The sequence below is a fragment of the Streptomyces sp. XM4193 genome, assembly GCF_023072595.1.
Lineage (GTDB): Bacteria > Actinomycetota > Actinomycetes > Streptomycetales > Streptomycetaceae > Streptomyces.
Genome location: NZ_JALLGK010000014.1, coordinates 1 through 16,600 on the forward strand (window position 1 = coordinate 1; position 16,600 = coordinate 16,600).

The following is a 16,600-nucleotide window of genomic DNA, read 5'->3' on the forward strand; positions in this document are numbered from 1 at the left end:
CGACTCCATCAAACGAGCCGAAATCGCCGGCGAACTCGCCACCCGACTCGGCCTCCCCACCGACACCACCGACGCCGAACACCTCACCACCGCACGCACCGCCACCACACTCGCCCAACTCCTCACCGAAGCTCTCGGCGGCAACACCCCGCCCCGGGCGGACGCGGCGACCGGCGGCGCCCCCTCGGCAGCGGTCCCGGCCGACCCGGCCCGGGTGCTCGACGCGGTGCTCGAAGTCGTCGCGGATCGCACCGGCTACCCCGCCGAAATGATCGAACCCGACCTCGACCTCGAAGCAGACCTCAGCGTCGACTCCATCAAACGAGCCGAAATCGCCGGCGAACTCGCCACCCGACTCGGCCTCCCCACCGACACCACCGACGCCGAACACCTCACCACCGCACGCACCGCCACCACACTCGCCCAACTCCTCACCCAGGCACTCGGCGGCAACACCCCGTCCCAGGCGGACGCGTTGACCGGCGGCGTCACGGAGCAGAGCGGCGAGAAGCACGTGGTGCCGCCGCAGCGGCTGGAGTTCGTGGAGGACGAACTCGGCCCGGTGACGCAGCCGTTGGCCGCCGGCAGCACCGTGCAGGTGCTGGGCGGTGGGGAGTTGGCCGAGCTGCTCGCCGAGCAGCTGCGCGCCGCAGGCGCCGTACCGGAGCTGCTGCCGACCGGGCAGGCGCCCGCCCAGGTGGCCGACGCCGTCGTCTGCCTGGACGCGCTGGAGGAGGACGAGTCGGTGCTGCCGGGCGCGTTCCCGCTCTTCAAGGCGGTTCTGGAGGGCGGCCCGAAGCGGCTGCTGGCCGCCGAGCGGCGCGAGCACGGCGCTGCGAGCGGTCTGCGCGGGTTCTTCCGCAGCGTCGCGCGGGAGTACGAGGAACTGCACGCCACCGTGCTGGAGTTGGGCACCGACGAGGCCCCGGCCCTGGTTGCCGGGCGCCTCGTCGCCGAGCTGGGCAGCACCGAACGCGAGCCGGTGGTGCTCGTCGACGGTGGTGGCCGCCGCGCGCTGCGGTTGCGCCACACCGACCTCGGCACGCTCGGCTCGACCGGCGCGGGACCGGCCGGCGAGGGGGCCGCGGAGGCCACCGCGATCGGGCTGGACCGGGACGCCGTGGTGCTGCTGGTCGGAGGCGCGCGCGGCATCACCGCCCGCTTCGCCCGTACGGTCGCCGCCGCCAGTCGCTGCCGGATCGAGCTGATCGGCCGTACGCCGGAGCCCTCCGCACAGGAGGACCCGGCCACCGCGTCCGCCACCGACTCGGCCGCGCTGCGCAAGGCGTTCATCGCGAGCGGGATGAAGTCGCCCGCCCAGATCGAGCGCGCGGTCTCGGCCACGCTCGCCGAGCGCGAGGTGCGCGGCACCCTCGCCGCACTGCGCGAGCTGGGCAGCGAGGTGCGCTACCACCGGGTGGACGTCACCGACACCGAGGCCGTGCAGGCGGTCGTCAAGGAGGTGCACACCGAGCACGGCCGGCTGGACGGGCTGGTGTACGCCGCCGGGATCATCGAGGACAAGCTGATCGCGGAGAAGTCCGCGGACTCCTTCCACCGGGTCTTCGCCACCAAGGTCTCCGGCGCCAACTCGCTGCTGGACGCGGTGGATTCGCTGCCGAACGGCCCGCGCTTCGCGGTGCTCTTCGGCTCCATAGCCGCCGCCCTCGGCAACCGGGGGCAGAGCGACTACGCCGCCGCCAACGACGCCCTGGAGGAGCTCGGCCGCCGCTGGTCGACCGAGGAGCGGCGCGGACTGACCGTCCACTGGGGCCCGTGGGCCTCGGCGGAGACCAACGGCGGCATGGTCACCCCCGAGCTGATGCGCTCGTACACCGCGCGCGGCATCAAGCTGATCGACCCCGAGGAGGGCCCGATCTCGCTCCTCGCCGAGCTGGCGTACGGGCCGCCGCGGGTGCACTCGGTCGTCTACACCGCCTCCGGCTGGTGAGCGGTCCGATGACTGCGGACACGCCGAACGGCCGCCGGACGCCCGGGACTTCGGACGCGGCGACCGCCCCGGGCGCGGCGGTCGCGAAAGCCCCGGCCCCGGACGCGGCCCCTGCGACCGCCCCGGGCGCGGGAGCCGCCGGTGTGCAGACGCCGGTGGCGATCGTCGGCATGGGTGCCTTCTTCCCCGGCGCCCGCGATCTGGCCGCGTACTGGCGCAACATCGTCGGGGGCGTCGACGCGATCAGCGAGGTGCCGGCCGACCGCTGGGGCGCGGAGTTCTACGAGCCCGACGGCGGCGCGGACGCGGACGCCCGACGGGCGGACCGGGTGTACTGCCGACGCGGCGGATTCTGCGACCAGGACACCGAGTTCGACCTCGCGCGCCTGGGGATCATGCCGAAGTCGATCCCCGGCACCGAGCCGGACCAGCTCATCGCGCTCCAGGTCGCCCACGACTCGCTGCTCGACGCGGGCGGCGACATCCTGCCCGAGGACCGTGAGCGGGTCGGCGTCATCCTCGGACGCGGCGGCTACCTCACGCCCGGGCTGGTACGGCTGGACCAGCGGGTGCGCACCGCCAACCAGCTGGTCAGCACGTTGCGCGAGCTGCTGCCCGACGTCGACGAGGGCCGGTTGGAGGCGGTGCGCACCGCCTTCCACGAGCGACTCGGCCCGGAACAGCCCGAGTCGGCGATCGGCCTGGTCCCGAACCTGGCCGCCTCCCGGCTGGCGAACCGGCTCGACCTGCGCGGGCCCGCGTACACCGTCGACGCGGCCTGCGCCTCCTCGCTGGTCGCGGTCGACCACGCGGTGCGCGAACTCTCCTCCGGACGCTGCGACGTGATGCTCGCCGGCGGCGTCCACCACTGCCACGACATCACCCTGTGGAGCGTGTTCAGCCAGCTCGGCGCGCTCTCCCCCAGCCAGCGCATCAGCCCGCTCAGCGCGGACGCGGACGGCGTGCTGATCGGCGAGGGCACCGGCATCGTCGTGCTCAAGCGGCTGGCCGACGCCGAGCGCGACGGCGACCGGGTGTACGCGGTGATCTCCGGTACCGGCGTGGCGAGCGACGGACGCTCGGCGAGCCTGCTCAACCCGGACCCCGGCGGCCAGGTGCGGGCCGTCACCCAGGCGTGGGAGGCGGCCGGCCTCGACCCGGCCGCACCGGACTCGATCGGTCTGCTGGAGGCGCACGGTACGGCCACCCCGGCCGGCGACCGCGCCGAACTGACCACGCTGGCAACGGTGTTCGGCCCCGCCGCGCCGCACGACGCGGCGGGCGAGGAGGCCGTGCGCCCGGCGATCGGCTCGGTGAAGTCGCAGATCGGGCACGCCATGCCGGCGGCCGGTGTCGCCGGTCTGATCAAGGCGGCGCTCGCCGTCCACCACGAGACGCTGCCGCCGACCCTGCACTGCGAGCAGCCGCACGAGGCGCTGGGCTCGACCAGGTTCGCGCCGCTCGCGAAGGCGCGGCCGTGGACCGCGCCGGCCAGTGGCGCACCGCGTCGCGCCGGGGTCAACGCCTTCGGCTTCGGCGGCATCAACGCACACGTCGTGCTGGAGCAGCCGGCCCGTGCCGCCGCTGCCGCCCCGCCCGCCGCCGCGCCGTCGGCGGACCGGAGCGCGCCCGCCGTGGTCGTCAGCGAGCCGGAGCCGGTGCTGCGGCTCGCCGCGCCGACCACCGAGGCGCTGGCCGAACTGCTCGACGCCGACGACGCCACCGTGCTCGCGCGCGGCCTGGAGACACGGCAGACTGGGGACGGACTGCCCGTGCGGCTGGGCATCGTCGCACCGGACGCGCGCCGGCTGAAGCTGGCCCGCAGAGCTGTCGCCAAGGGCAAGCCGTGGCGCGGACGCACCGATGTGTGGTTCAGCCCGCAGCCCCTGCTCGGCAAGCTCGGCGGCGGTCGTACCGCCTTTGTCTTTCCCGGCCTGGAGGCGGAGTTCGAGCCGCAGGTCGCGGAGCTGGCCGCGCACTTCGGCCTGCCCTGGACGCTCGACGCCGACTCCTCGGTCGGGGACGTCGGACGGCACGGCAAGGCCGTCTTCCAGCTGGGCAGGCTGCTGGACGCGGCGCTGCGCCGCATCGGTGTCGTACCGGACGCCGTGGCGGGCCACAGCGTCGGCGAGTGGACGGCGATGGCCGCCGGCGGCATCCACGCGGCGGACGAGGTCGACGCCTTCCTCGAAGCCTTCGACCCGGACGCGCTGAACGTTCCCGGTGTCGCCTTCGGCGTCCTCGGCATGCCCGCCGAGCGGGTGCTGGAGGAGCTGGCGGGCCGCGAGGACGTCGTGCTCTCGCACGACAACGCGCCCAACCAGGCGATGATCTGCGGCCCCGAGGAGGCGGTCCAGGAGCTGGTGGTCCGGATGCGCGCCCAGGGCGTCATCAGCCAGGTCCTGCCGTTCCGTTCGGGCTTCCACACCCCGATGCTGGCGCCCTACCTCGACCCGATCCGGGCCGCCGCCGACACCTACACGCTCAACCCGCAGCAGACGCCGGTCTGGTCGGCGACGCTGGCCGCGCCGTACCCCCGGGAGGCCGACGCCGTACGGGAGTTGTTCGTACGCCATCTGCTGGAACCGGTGCGCTTCCGGCTGATGATCGAGGCGATGCACCGGGACGGGTTCCGGGCGTTCCTGACGCTCGGCGCCGGGCAGATCGGCTCGCTGATCGACGACACCCTCGCCGGCCACGACCGGCTGGTGGTGCCCGCGCACGTCGGTGCCCGCGACAGCCTGGCGCAGCTGCGCCGGGTCGCCACCGCGCTGTGGGTGGACGGCGGTTCGCCGGACACCGCCCCGCTCCACGACAGCGACCGCGCCGCACGGGCGGGAGTCGCGGCCACCGCCGCGCAGCCCGCCGGCGGGGTCTCCGGCGGGTTGGTCTCCGGCCGGAACTCCGACGGGGCCTCGGCGGCGTCGGCCGCCGACGCGGAGACCGGCGCCGCGACCGCGGCCGACCGCGCCCGGCCGACGGTTCGGCTCGACCTCGGCGGTCCGCTGGTCTCGCTGCCGCCGCACTCCCGGGGGCTGCTGGGCGAACGTCGCGGCCGCCCCACCGCCGGAGCTCACGGCGGCAGCACCGGAGGCACGAGTGGCGCCGCCGCCGGCGGTGAGAGCGGCGCGCTGGCCGAACTCGCGGGCCGGGCCGACAGGTTCCCGCTCGCGGGCGAGTTGGCCGCGCTGATGGAGGACACCGCCGCCGTCGCGGGAGAGCTGTTCGAGGCCGCCCGCCGCCCCGGCCCGGGGGTGCGCGGCACGCCGCAGCCCACGCACCGGCAGACACGGCCCTCCCCGGCACAGCCCGCACCACGCGGTCCCGCACAGCCCGCACAGCCTGCACAGTCCGTACAGCCCGCACAGCCGCCGCGCACCGGCGCGCCCGCGGAGGCCGTCCCCGCCGCGACGCACCCCACCGAGCTGCGGATCGACGTCGACCGGATGCCCTATCTGCTCGACCACTGCTTCTTCCGGCAGCGCCCCGGCTGGCCCGACGAGGGCGACCGCTGGCCGATCGTGCCGGCCACCACCGTCATCACCCATCTGATGCGCATCGCCGAGGAGGCCGCGCCCGGGACCCGGGCGGTCGCGGTGCACGACGTACGGCTGCTCCAGTGGATCGAGGCGATCCCCTCGTGCACGCTGCCGGTCACCGTGGAGCGGACAGCCGCGGACCGGGTGGTGGTCGGGCTGACCGGCTACAGCCGGGCGACCGTCGAACTCGCGCCGCACAGCGCCGGGTTCGGCTCCCCGGGTGGTGAACAGCCGCCCGCGCCCTGGCAGTTCCCGACCGAGAGCGAGCACGTTCCGGAGTTCACCGCCGAACGCCTGTACAGCGAACGGTGGATGTTCCACGGTCCGCTCTTCCAGGGCGTCGAGAAGCTCACCGCGATCGGCGCGCGCCATGTGCGCGGGGACCTCGTCTCGCTCGCCACGCCCGGAGCCCTGCTGGACAACGTCGGACAGCTCCTCGGCTTCTGGATCATGGACACGCTCACCGAGCGCACCACCGTGTTCCCCGCCGGGATGCGCCGCATCCGTTTCCACGGGCCGCAGCCGGCGCCCGGCGAACGCCTCGAATGCCTGATCCGCATCACCGATCTGACCGACAACTCGCTGACGGCGGACATGCAGTTGGTCCACCGCGGCCGGGTGTGGGCGGAGTTCGACGGCTGGACGGACCGCCGCTTCGACACCGACCCCGGCATCCGGGCGGTGGACCGCTTCCCGGGCCGGCACACGCTCTCCCGCATCGAGCCCGAGGGCTGGACCGCCGTCCACGAGCGGTGGCCCGACCTGGCCACCCGCGGGCTGATCATGCGCAACGTCTGCGGCTCCGCCGAGCGGGCGGCGTACGAGGCGCTGGCGCCGACCCGCCGCCGTCGCTGGCTGCTCGGCCGCATCGCCGCCAAGGACGCGGTGCGCAACCTGCTCTGGCAGGAGGCCGCGGCGGCCGGACGCGGCACCGCCGAGAGCGACCGCGAGGAGATCTACCCGGCAGAGGTCGCCCTCGCCAACGACGCCACCGGCCGCCCCTGGGCCGACGGTGTGCACGGCCGCAAGCTCGGTGAGCTGACCGTCTCGATCGCGCACTGCGGCGAGACCGGTGTCGCCATCGCCTCCCGCGGCGCGGTCGGCATCGACCTGGAAGAGGTCGTCGAACGCCCGCGCGCCACCAGGGAGTTGGCCTGCACCGAGGCCGAACTCGTGCTGCTCGACGCACTGGTGGCGGCCGGAGACGGCAACGAGGCCCTGTGGTTCACCCGCTTCTGGGCCGCCAAGGAGTCCGTGGCCAAGGCCCGCGGAACCGGACTCGGCGGCCGGCCCAGGGACTTCGAGGTCCGCGCCCACGACGCCGACACCGGCCTGCTGGTGGTCGTCGCGGGCGACTCCCGGTACGACGTGCGCACCCGTGAGCTGCGCAATCCGCCCGGTCTGCCGGACCGCGGGTACGTCGTCGCCTGGACCACCACCGACGGCTCCCCAGCCGTACCGCCGCACGCCCCCACACCCAACCGCTCGACCACGGGAGACGCACGATGACCACGGAGAGGGCGCTGACGCCCGACGCGGACCAGATCCTGGCCGACATCACCGGCATGCTGCGGACCCTGCTGGAGGAGTACGGGTTCGACGACGCCGAGATCACCCGTGAGACCACGTTCCACCACGATCTGGAGCTGGAGAGCATCGATCTGGTGACGCTCTCCGGGCAGTTGCGCGAGCACTTCGGCGACCGGATCAACTTCGCCGAGTTCATCGCCGATCTGGAGCTGGAGCAGATCATCGAGCTGACCATCGGCGAGCTCGTCGACTTCGTCGTCGACTCCCTCAACCGCGTCGAAGCGGAGGGCTGAGCGATGGCCAAACTCGCCACCCGCACCATACGCACCCACGTCCAGCGCCTGGACGCGGTGCGCGGCCCCGACCAGCAGGGCGAGCCCCCGGTGGTGGTCTTCGTCCACGGGCTGCTCACCGACAGCCTGGCCAGCTACTACTTCACCCTGGGCCCCGCCTTCGCACAGGCCGGGGTGGACGTGATCATGTACGACCTGCGCGGCCACGGCCGCAGCGACCGGCCCGCCGCCGGGTACCGGCTCGACGACTTCGTCGAGGACCTGGCCGCGCTGCTGGAGTCGCTCGGCGAGGAGCGGCCGGTGCACGTCGTCGGCAACTCCTTCGGCGGCACCGTCGCCACCGCGCTCGCCGCCTGGTACCCCGAGCGGGTCGCCACCGCCGTGATGATCGAGTCCGAGCCGCCGGTGCGGGTGTGGACCGAGCACATGGCCGAAGGGCTCGGCGACGCCAAGCGGCAGCTGTGCAAGGACGAGGTCATCGACTGGATCTCGTCCCAACACGGCGCGCACACGGCCAAGTTGTCGCGCAACGCGAGCCGAATCCTCCAGTCGACCACACTGGCCGAGGAGGTCTCCACCGGCGCGGTCATCGAGGACGACCTGAGCGCGCTGCGCTGCCCGGTGCTCGCCATCTTCGGCTCCGACAGCGGCCTGAGCGCCCAAGTACCGGAGCTGGAAGCCAAGTTGGACGCCTGCCGCACCGTGGTGCTGCCGGACCAGGGCCACTCCGTGCTGGTCGAACGCACCGAGGAGACGCGGGAGTTGATCCTCCAGTGGGTCGCCGACCACCACGCCAGGACCCCGGCCGGGAGCGCGACGAACGGATGACCTCCGACGGCGGGTTCCGGGCGCACCGCCGACAGCGGTGGTGGCGCGTCCGGACGAAGGAGAACCAGCGGTGAGTCGCTATCTGTTCGTGGTCCCGCCCCTGACCGGGCACATCAACCCGCTGCGCGGTGTCGCCGACCGGCTCACCGCCGACGGGCACCGGGTCGCCTGGGCCGGGCACGCACCGCTGCTGCGTCAACTCCTTGGCCCGCAGGCGCAGTTGTACGACTGCGCGGGCCCGGGCGATCTGACACGCCCGCCGGACCTGCTCGGCCCGGCGGCGTTCAAGTTCCTCTGGGAGGAGTTCTTCGTACCGCTCGCCGACGCCATGGCTCCGGGAGTGACGGCGGCGGTCGAGGCGTTCGGGCCGCAGGTGGTGGTGAGTGACCAGCACGCGGTCGCCGGCGCGCTGGTCGCCGAACGCCACGGGCTTCCCCTGTTCACCTCCTCGACCACCTCCGCCGAGCTGATCGACCCGCTGTCCTCCATGCCCAAGGTGGCCGCCTGGCTCGACGGCATGCTCGACGGTCTGCGCGAACGCCACGGCGACCCCCTCGCCGAACACGATCCGCGCTTCTCCCCGCACGGCGTCCTCGCCTTCACCACCGCCGAATTCCTCGGCCCCGAGGTGGAGTTGCCCCACGAGCGGGTCCATCTGGTCGGTCCGGCCATCGCCCCGCGCACCTCCGACGCCGACTTCCCCTGGGAGTGGCTGGACGGGGACGGGCGGAAGACCGTCCTGGTCTCCCTGGGCACCGCAAACGACGACGCCGGAAGCCGCTTCCTGCACGAGGCCGTCGGCGCGCTGGAGAGCCTCGCGCCGCGAGTGCGCGGCATCGTCGTCGACCCCGCCGGCGTACTCCCCTCCGAACTGCCGGAGAACGTGCTCGCGCTGCCGCGGGTGCCCCAACTCGCGCTGCTGGAACGGCTGGACGCGGTGGTCTGCCACAGCGGGCACAACACGGTCTGCGAGTCGCTGTGGCACGGCGTACCGCTGGTGGTCGCCCCGATCAGGGACGACCAGCCGATCGTCTCCGGCCTGGTCACCGGCTCGGGCGCGGGCGTCCGGGTGCGTTTCACCCGGGTCGACGCCCCGCGCCTGGCGAAGTCGATCGACGCCGTGCTGGACGCCTCGGGCGGCCACGCCGCCGCCGCACAGCGGATCGGCGAGACCTTCCGCGCCGCGGGCGGGGTGCGCCGGGTCGCCGAGATCCTGGCCGACGCCGCCCGCTGAGGCACCCCGACCGGCACCGCGCCCGTACGGCGCCCACGCGTACGCCCGTACGCGCCCGGACACGCCCGTACGCCACGCCGTACGGGCACGGACGCGCCCGTACGCGTCCTCACGCAACAGCAGTGGTGCCGCTCAACTTCCTTGAGCGGCCCCACTGCTGCGTCAACCGGCCGGCACCCCGGCCGCGCCGCGCGTCACATGCGCCGTGCCCGCGGCTAGCGGTGGTCGGCCTCGGGGCCGTCGGCACCCGAACCGGTGGCCACCGGCGCTCCCGCCTTGGACAGCGTCACCTCCGGCCGCGCGTCCGAGCCCGGCAGATCCGCCTGCGCGGACTCCGCCTTCGACTCCTCGACCAGCCGCTGCGAACCGCTGGTCGTCTTGAGCGGCTTCTCCTTCAGGAAGAGCACCGCGACCAGGCCGAGCGCCGCGAACGGCGTGGCCAGCAGGAAGAGTTCGGAGGTACCCGCGGCGTACGCGTTCTCCACGACCTCGCGCACCGGCCCCGGCAGCGTGGCCAGGTCCGGTACGGCGCCGTGGCCGCCGCCGCCCTCGGCACCCGCAGGCATTCCGGCGCCGATGTCCTCGGCGACCCGGGCGGCGAGCACGGCGCCCAGCACGCTGGTGCCGACCGTGCCGCCCATGCTGCGGAAGAAGGAGACCACCGAGGTCGCCGAGCCGAGGTAGCGGGCCGGCACGTCGTTCTGCGCGACCAGCACGAGGTTCTGCATCAGCATGCCGAGGCCGAAGCCCAGCAGCGCCATGTACAGGCTCAGCTGCCAGAACGGGGTGTCCACGTCGATCGTGGCGAGCAGCCCCATGCCGGCCGTCATGATCGCCGCACCGGAGACGACGAAGACCTTCCAGCGGCCCGTGGCACTGATGATCTGGCCGGCGCCGGTCGAGGAGACCAGCAGACCGAAGATCATCGGCAGGCTCATCAGCCCCGCCTCGGTCGGCGACTTGCCGAGCGCCAGCTGGAAGTACTGCGTGAGGAAGACCGTCCCGCCGAACATCGCCACACCGACGAAGAGGCTGGCGACCGTCGCGAGCGTCACCGTACGGCTGCGGAAGATGCCCAGCGGAATGATCGGCTCCGCCACCTGTGTCTCCACGTAGACCGCCAGACCCAGCATCACCACACCGAGCGAGGTCAGCGCGGCGGTCTGCCAGGAGGCCCAGTCGAAGGAGTTGCCCGCCAGCGAGGTCCAGATCAGCAGCGCCGAGACACCGCCCACGATCAGGAACGCGCCCAGGTAGTCGACCTTCGCGTCCGGCCTGCGCACCGTCGGCAGCTTCAGCGTGCGCTGCAGCAGGATCACCGACACCAGCGCGAACGGCACACCGATGAAGAAGCACCAGCGCCAACCGAGCCACGGGGTGTCCACCAGCACACCACCGACCAACGGGCCGATGACCGTGCCCACCGCGAATACCGAACCGAAGATGCCCGCGTACTTTCCGAGTCTGCGCGGCGGCACGATCGCGGCCATCACCACCTGGACCAGCGCGGTCAGACCGCCCGCGCCGATGCCCTGCACCACGCGGCTGAAGATCAGCATCTCCACGCCCTGCGAGAGCCCCGCGAGTATGGAGCCCAGCACGAAGACGCCCAGCGAGAGCTGGAGCAGCAGCTTCTTGTTGTAGAGGTCGGAGAGCTTGCCCCACAGCGGCACCGTCGCCGTCATCGCCAGCAGCTCGGAGGTGACGACCCAGGTGTACGCGGACTGCGTGGCACCGAGGTCGGCGACGATCCGCGGCAGCGCGTTCGCGACGACCGTACCGGCGAGGATCGCCACGAACATGCCGGCCATCAACCCGGACATCGCCTGGAGGATCTGCCGGTTGGTCATCGCCGTCGGGCCCTCTTCCACCGCGGTCTGCGGCAGCGGGTCCGGGGGCAGGGAGTCGCCCCTCGTCTGTGTTGCGGTCACGGTGTCCTCTTCGTGTTCGGTCGCGCCCGGAGGCGTGAATCTGCGTCGCGCCCGAGGGGCGGGAAGGTCTGCGGGTCGTATCGGCCGCGCGGTGGTCGTCCGTGCGGTGGTCTTACGCGCGATGCGTGTCCGCGCGGTGGTCGGCCGCGCGGTGCGTGTCCGTGCGGTGGTCGTCGGCCCGGTGTTCGTCGGCCCGGTGTTCGTACGCGGGCCGCGGGTCGTGCGACTCGCCGCGGTGGCGCCGCACCGCGCGCAGGGGCTGCGCCGCGGGCTCCGCGGTACGGGCCCGGCCGCCCCGTCGGCGGTCGGCGGCCCCCGCCGCCGGCCGCGGGCCGGTTCACACGGCCGGAGTCCTCAGTCCGGCGGCGAGCTGGTCGAACACCTTGCGGAAGACGTCCTGGAACTCCTCCCGCTCGGTGTGCGCGCACCAGTGCTGCAGGGCGACCCGCACCGCGGTGGAGGCCATCGCCGCGAGCATCTTGGAGTAGAGGTCGAGCTGCCGGTCCAGCGCCATGATCTGGTCGAGCTGCGAGACCGAGCAGTCCTTCGAACGGATCGACGGCGGGTCCGGCGCCAGCACCGGCGGCGCGGCCCCCAGACGCTCCGCGACCGCGGCCGCGAGCCCGCGCTCGTCCCACATGTGCGCGCCCATGCTGCGCGCCAGCAGCCGGGGCGAGCGGTGCAGCACCTGCGCACGCAGCCGCCACAGCTCCTGCTGCTCCTCGATGTCCGCCAACTCCTCGGCCAACACGTCCCGTACGGCCTCCAGCGCGGACAGCTCGGCGGGTGCGGCCAGCACCGCCTCGCGGACACGGACCGCGCTCTCGTTGTCGATCATGACGAAGGCGTCGTCATGGCTGTCGAAGTAGTTGAAGAAGGTCCTCGGCGAGACTCCGGCAGCCTCGCTGATGGCCTCCACCGTCACGTTCTCCGCGCCGTGCTCGGCCGCGAGCCGAACCGCCGCACCGGCGAGCGCGTCCCGCGTCGCCCGCTTCTTCCGCTCCCGAAGCCCCAGCTTCGCCACCGCACCTGCTCCACTCACACCTTGCACGGTACGCAAGTTTGCAGAGGCTGCAAAATTATTTCGGAAGCCTTTTCCTGCACTTTGCCGCCCGCGTGACCCGCCTCACGCGGGCGCACGCAAGCGCACTCCGAGCGCGTACGAGCGCACACGCAGCGGCACCACCGCGCCCGCCCCCGGCGCGGAGTTCACGGCTCGGACGGCCCCGACTCGGCCGCTTCGAGGCGTACGGACGCGGCGCAGTCGGCCAGCAGCGGAACGAAGAGCGCGGGACGGGCGGACCAGCTGAGCGAGGTCCCGCCCAGTCGTGCCCCGAAGTCGTACGCCTCACCGGACTTGAGGCGCATCACCGCCTCCCACTGCCCGTACTCCAGCCAGGCCTGCGCCCGGGCACCCTCGATCGCCCCGAACCCGTACACCAGCGTCCGCACCGACGCCCGTATCCACACCAACGCCCCCTCGGGGGTGCCCGCCCGGCCTGCGCGCACCCGTGCCACCCGTCCGTCGACCGCCTCCGTCCGGGCGGTCAGCTCGCACCACCAGCCCCGCCGCACCAGACCGCACACGGTCACGCGCACCACCGGTCCACACCGCAGGCGACCGGTACGGGTCCGCCGCCGGTCGCAGCGTCGGAGCCCGAGCCGGGCGCGGAGCCGGGCACCCGAGGCGCGGAGTCGGGCACCCGAGGCACGGAGCCGGACGCCCAAAGGGCCCTCGACGGCGGCGGATTGCGGCGACGGCCCCCGAAGTCGCCTCCCCGAACAGCCGGTTGAAGAGTTCTCGACACGCTTGTGGCCTCCTCAGACAGTTCCCCACCACCCATTGCAGCCACAACCAGTCAACAACCTGCTACTTACGGCTACTTGCACGCACATTGCACAACCCTGTGTCGGGAGTCGACGCGAGTGTCACCATGGGCCGCATCAGGGCCAACGACTCCCGGAGGACTCAAGAGATGAGCACCTCGACTCTCGCTCCCGGCGCCAACGTCGCCGCGCTGCGGCACGCCCGGGGCCTCTCCCAGGCGGCGCTCGCCAGGAGGGCCGCGATCTCCGTCTCGCTGCTGAGCAAGGCCGAGGTGGGCGCGAGAGCACTGACCCCGACGACGGCGGCGGCGATCGCCCGCGCGCTCGGGGTGACCATGGCCGAGGTGCTCGGCCAGTCCCCGCCGAGCCGGGGCAACGAGGCCCTGCTGCACGAGCTGCGCTCGGCGGTGCGCGACTACGACCGGCCGCGCGGCAACCGGGTCGGTGCCGACCGGGTCGCCGCGGCCCTGACGAGGGCCGACACCCTGCGCAACGACGTGGACATCACCGGACTGCTGGCGGTGCTCCCGGAGTTGCTCAGGGACGTCACCGACCACGCCTTCGCCGCGAACACCTCCGAGAGCTGGATGGCCGTCGCCGACGTCTACAGCAGCGTCTACTGGATCTCGGCGCGCCACCGCTGGATGGACCTGGCGGAGCTGGCCGTCACTCGCCAGCAGTGGGCGGTGCGGCAGAAGCCCAATCCGCTCGGCGAGGCCATCGCGGCCCGCGACCGGGCCGGCGCCTACCTCAACGGCGGGGACTTCGAGGGCGGTCTGCACATCGTCGACCGCGCGATCGCCCGCGCGGAGTCCCAACTCCACGGCCCCCAGCGCGCCTTCGCGGTCGGAATGCTCAACCTGCGCGGCATGACGCTCGCCGGCAGACTCCGCGACAAGCGCGAGGGACGGCGGGCGGCCGAGCGCCACATCCGTTCGGCGCGGGAGGTCTCCCAGGTCGTGGGCGAGGACGTGCGCTGCCACAGCATGATCTTCGGCCCGGGCAACACCGCGACCCACGAGCTGGCCACCCGGCTCGATCTGGGCCGGCCCGACGAGGCGCTGCGGGTGGCGGGCTCGTCGAACTTCTCCGAGGTGCTCGCCAAGCTGCCGCCCACCCGCATCTCCCCCACCCACATCAACATCGCGCGGGCACAGCTGGACCTCGGCGACCGCGACGGCGCCCTGGACAGCCTCACCACCGCCTGGCGGGCGGCCCCGCAGATGGCCCGCATCCACCCCATGGGCCGCGAGGTCTTCCGCGTCGTGGCCTCCCTGCACCGGCGCGGCAACGCCAAGTTGACGGCGCTCTCCCGGATGTCGGGGATGGCCGTCTGACCGCTCCCTACGGGTCGGCCCCCGGAGGCGGACGAGGGTTGGCCCCAACGAAAGTCGGGGGCTACCCCGATGGGTCGGCAGCGCCGGGGTCCGTACCGTGGTGCGGGACGGCAGGGCGAACGCGCAGCCGTCCGGGCGCGTCCGCGGGCGCCGGGACCGTCGGTGCCCCACGAGCAGTGGGGTCCGGCGCCCGGGAGGCCGCCCGCGCCGCCCGCACCGCCGCACACCGCACCACCGCCGCACGCGTCACGACCGGCCAACCGCCGCTGAAACGGGGAACCCTCATGCGTCCGCTGCCTCGCGCTCTCACGCTCGTCGCCGTCACTGCCCTCGCCGCCGGCGGGTTGAGCGCCTGCCTGTGGGACACCGAGTCCTTCGACGACCAGTCGCGGCACGGCGAGAAGGTCACCGCCGTACGGATGGACCTGGAGTCCGGCAGCGTGACGCTGCGCGGCTCCCGGGCCAACTCGGAGGTGTCCGTGCGGCGTTCGGTGGAGTACCGCGGCAGCAAGCCGAAGGACGCGACGCACCGCATCGACGACGGCGTACTGGTGCTCGGCGGCTGCGGCAACGACTGCTCGGTCGACTACAGCGTCGACCTGCCGGAGGGGCTGCCGGTGAGCGGCGAGACCTCCAACGGGTCGTTCAGCTTCACACGGGTGGGCGAGGTGAGGGCGAGCTCCGGCTCCGGCAGCATCGACCTGAACCGGGTCGCCGGCTCGACACGGGTCAAGACCAGCAACGGCAGCATCAAGGGGCGGGAGCTGGCCGGAAAGGGCATCAACGTCCAGTCCTCCAACGGCAGCATCGACATCGTCTCGACCCGGAAGCAGAACATCGACGCCTCCACCTCCAACGGCAACGTCGCGGTGACCGTTCCCGAGGGCCGGTACGCGGTGACCGCCAAGACCTCCCGGGGCGACACAGACGTCGACGTCACCGACGACCCGGACGCCGGCAACTGGATCCACGCCAGCAGCAGCAACGGCAACATCAAGGTCCGCGCCTCCTCCTGAGCCGCGGGCGGCACGCGGACACGTAAACGGCGCCGCCCCCGTTGCGATCTCTCGCGACGGGGGCGGCGCCGTGCCGGTGGCGGGTACGTGCCGTGGGGGACGTACGTGCCGGTGGCGGATGCGTGCCGGTGGCGGGTGCGGACAGCCGGGGCGGCTCACCGACCGGGGGACGCACCTCCCGTGCCACCGGTGCCACCCGTACCGCCGGTGCCGTGCGTACCGGTTGTGCCGGTCGTGCCGCCGGAGGTGCGGGAGCTGCGCAGCCGCGAGGTCTCCTGCTCGGCGCTGTCCAGCCACTTGGTCCAGCGCTGCTGCATCGGCTTGACGAGACCGCCGCCGACACCGACGACGAGAATGCCGCCGACCGTGGCGAGCACCGTGATCAGCACCGGAACGGTGACGGCGACCGCCACGCCGATCTGGTTCAGCGCCGCGATGACACCGAGCGCGAGGAGGAAGCCGGAGGCGAGGTTCGCCAGCAGCTTTCCGTACGAGACGCTGCTCAGCGCCGAACTGATCAGCTGCTTCACCGCGTTGGCGATGGCCGCGACGATCAGAACGATGACGATCGCGATGACCAGCTGCGGAATCCAGGCGACGACGCCCTTCAGCAGTTCACTGATCGGGTTCGGCCCGAAGACCGAGAAGGCGACCTGCAGAACGATCAGCAGAATCGCGTAGTAGAGCAGCTTCGCGATGATCTCGATCGCGTCGAACTGCGAGTTGCGAAGCTTGTCGTCGAGCCCGCTCCTGTCGATGACCCGCTGAAAGCCGACCTTCGCGAGGATCGTTCTGACCAGCTTGGCGATCACTCTCGCAACGAGCCAGCCGATGAAGAGAATGACCAGAAAGGCGATGAGCTTCGGCACGAACTTCGCCACCGAGGCGAACGAGTCCTCGATGCCGGAAGTGAAATCGATCGCCAGCAACTGTGTTTGTCCCATGGGCTGCCCCTTTGCTCGACATCTGTGCAGCAGACAGTCGTTCCACGGGACGCGCGGCAATGCACGGCCATTGCACCGGATTGGGCCGGATGCCTTGAATATCGTTCCCTGCGGGGCACTCGACCGGCGGACGAACCGACGCCCCGGCCGCGGTGCGCGTACCCGGTCCG

General features: G+C 72.8%; 11 protein-coding genes. 7 read left to right on the plus strand and 4 right to left on the minus strand.

All coding sequences use genetic code 11. The features are described 5' to 3' along the window. The 5 genes from MTQ01_RS24400 to MTQ01_RS24420 form a co-directional block, all read left to right on the plus strand. On the plus strand, window positions 1–1,951 hold a 1,951-nt coding region (locus MTQ01_RS24400), incomplete at its 5' end, for an SDR family NAD(P)-dependent oxidoreductase (RefSeq protein ID WP_247493045.1). Between the two features lie 143 nt (window positions 1,952–2,094). Continuing rightward, window positions 2,095–6,999, plus strand: a complete 4,905-nt coding sequence (locus MTQ01_RS24405) for a polyketide synthase (RefSeq protein WP_308294442.1) — start codon at window positions 2,095–2,097, stop codon at window positions 6,997–6,999. Beyond that, window positions 6,996–7,313, plus strand: a complete 318-nt coding sequence (locus tag MTQ01_RS24410) for an acyl carrier protein (RefSeq protein ID WP_247493046.1) — start codon at window positions 6,996–6,998, stop codon at window positions 7,311–7,313. Before MTQ01_RS24405 ends, MTQ01_RS24410 begins: the two co-directional genes overlap by 4 nt. Window positions 7,314–7,316: 3 nt before the next feature. Next, window positions 7,317–8,141, plus strand: a complete 825-nt coding sequence (locus MTQ01_RS24415; protein ID WP_247493047.1) for an alpha/beta fold hydrolase — start codon at window positions 7,317–7,319, stop codon at window positions 8,139–8,141. Between the two features lie 70 nt (window positions 8,142–8,211). Next, entirely contained in the window at window positions 8,212–9,375 is a 1,164-nt protein-coding gene (locus tag MTQ01_RS24420; protein WP_247493048.1) for a glycosyltransferase, read from the plus strand. Window positions 9,376–9,590: 215 nt separating this feature from the next. On the opposite strand, the gene MTQ01_RS24425 is transcribed toward MTQ01_RS24420, so the two are convergent. From MTQ01_RS24425 to MTQ01_RS24435, 3 genes are all read right to left on the minus strand, one after another. Continuing rightward, window positions 9,591–11,225, minus strand: coding sequence for an MDR family MFS transporter (locus MTQ01_RS24425; RefSeq protein ID WP_247493081.1), 1,635 nt, complete (start codon window positions 11,223–11,225; stop codon window positions 9,591–9,593). A gap of 418 nt (window positions 11,226–11,643) precedes the next feature. Further along, window positions 11,644–12,357 carry a TetR family transcriptional regulator gene (locus MTQ01_RS24430; RefSeq protein ID WP_247493049.1) on the minus strand — a complete coding sequence of 238 codons (714 nt, stop codon included), beginning with the start codon at window positions 12,355–12,357 and terminating at the stop codon, window positions 11,644–11,646. A gap of 158 nt (window positions 12,358–12,515) precedes the next feature. After that, entirely contained in the window at window positions 12,516–12,905 is a 390-nt protein-coding gene (locus MTQ01_RS24435; protein ID WP_247493050.1) for a hypothetical protein, read from the minus strand. Between the two features lie 377 nt (window positions 12,906–13,282). Here MTQ01_RS24435 and MTQ01_RS24440 point away from each other — a divergent pair, with 377 nt between their 5' ends. Both MTQ01_RS24440 and MTQ01_RS24445 read left to right on the plus strand, forming a co-directional pair. Beyond that, window positions 13,283–14,470: a helix-turn-helix domain-containing protein gene (locus MTQ01_RS24440; protein ID WP_247493051.1), complete on the plus strand. Its 1,188-nt coding sequence runs from the start codon at window positions 13,283–13,285 to the stop codon at window positions 14,468–14,470. Between the two features lie 284 nt (window positions 14,471–14,754). Next, window positions 14,755–15,486, plus strand: a complete 732-nt coding sequence (locus MTQ01_RS24445) for a DUF4097 family beta strand repeat-containing protein (protein ID WP_247493052.1) — start codon at window positions 14,755–14,757, stop codon at window positions 15,484–15,486. A gap of 155 nt (window positions 15,487–15,641) precedes the next feature. Here MTQ01_RS24445 and MTQ01_RS24450 read toward each other — a convergent pair whose 3' ends face one another. After that, window positions 15,642–16,430 carry a hypothetical protein gene (locus MTQ01_RS24450; protein WP_247493053.1) on the minus strand — a complete coding sequence of 263 codons (789 nt, stop codon included), beginning with the start codon at window positions 16,428–16,430 and terminating at the stop codon, window positions 15,642–15,644. Window positions 16,431–16,600: the final 170 nt, after the last annotated feature.